Below are 1,207 nucleotides of genomic sequence, written 5' to 3' on the forward strand. Positions count from 1 at the left end.
TTTGATCTTGGCTTGGTTTTCGATCAAGGCTTGCAAGCCTTCCTTGTCTTGCTTGAGCAGTAACGAGAAAAAATCTTGCCCAGCTTGAGCAAGTGTTTTGTCATGTTTTCGGCCTTTTTTGGCCACTATGGCAATGGTTTGGCGCAGGGCTTCGTCGTCACGGCGAAGCACCAGTTGGAATTGATGCCAATAGAAATGCGGCGTCTTGACGTCATCTTTTTCTTTGAGTTCAGCATGGGTCAGCCAGTCGAAGATTTCCTGGCTGTCGGAGAGAAGACCGTAGAGGAAGGGTTCGTAGGTGGCAAAAACGTCACCGCCAAGCTCTGCCTCTTTGTGGCTGGCCATCAAAAATTTACAGGCAACGTAAAAGCTCTGCTTCAAACCGTGCACATTGTTGTCAACGAAAAAGCACTTTAGACCACGATACCTCGGCAAAGATGAAGCAATAGCCAATACCCAACCCCACCTTAGCTTGTGGTAGTTTTCGATATCTTTTTTTAGTTGCTCTTTGGAGTGCTCCTCGCGTTCTTGAACTACCTTTACTAACCACGCCTCACGGGACTCTTGATTTTCGCTCATGGTTTCACCTTTACGATGACCATGCCGTTACTGTTGACACCCGAAATGACAGTTGTGAGCTTACCGTTCTTGATTGCTTCATTGATTTTATTCCCAGCTGCAACCTTTGCCGGATCTCTAGTTTTAATCAATGCCTCAGCCCTACTGGTAACCCACTTAATACCTCCCTGCATAGGAAGCTCGGTATCGGGGTTAGGTGGGCTCAACTTAATCGAACCATTTGCCTGCAACGGCTTCACCTCATTGACGATCACCTGATTACCCTCGATATAAACTCCATCAAAGCAGTTGGTCCCACACTTACCATCAAGCGCTTTAAACCATTGCGCTCAAAATAGCTGTTGGAGACCGTTTCTCGCACCGCACCTGCTGCGCCGCTGCTCAGTGAGTCCAGTTTGCTTAATGCATTTATCTCTTAGGAAAAGAAGCGTTTAATTTTATTCAGTAATCCCGGTGCTGGCGGTGGCTCCCAGCCCGGACGCAAAAAGTCGTATTCCACGTCGTAGGCATCCAGCGACTCGATGGGCATCAAGGCCATAGGCACCAAGGGGTTTTGAATTTGAACTTCAATGCCTCGGTACCAGCACAGCTTGGCGTGTACCACGGCAAAGCCTGCCAAGAACTGACC

At 48.4% G+C, this 1,207-nt stretch carries 2 protein-coding genes and 1 pseudogene; all 3 read right to left on the bottom strand.

The annotated features are described in order from the left end of the window. On the bottom strand, positions 1-579 hold a 579-nt coding region (locus BM198_RS29275), incomplete at its 3' end, for a hypothetical protein (RefSeq protein WP_208610391.1). Continuing rightward, on the bottom strand, positions 576-833 hold the full coding sequence (locus BM198_RS30035; RefSeq protein WP_139233744.1) for a hypothetical protein: 258 nt from the start codon (positions 831-833) through the stop codon (positions 576-578). The genes BM198_RS29275 and BM198_RS30035, both read right to left, overlap by 4 nt. A 161-nt stretch (positions 834-994) precedes the next feature. Further along, positions 995-1,207: pseudogene (locus tag BM198_RS29280) on the bottom strand (hypothetical protein); the annotation flags it as partial.

Source organism: Metapseudomonas otitidis (assembly GCF_900111835.1).
Taxonomy (GTDB): domain Bacteria; phylum Pseudomonadota; class Gammaproteobacteria; order Pseudomonadales; family Pseudomonadaceae; genus Metapseudomonas; species Metapseudomonas otitidis.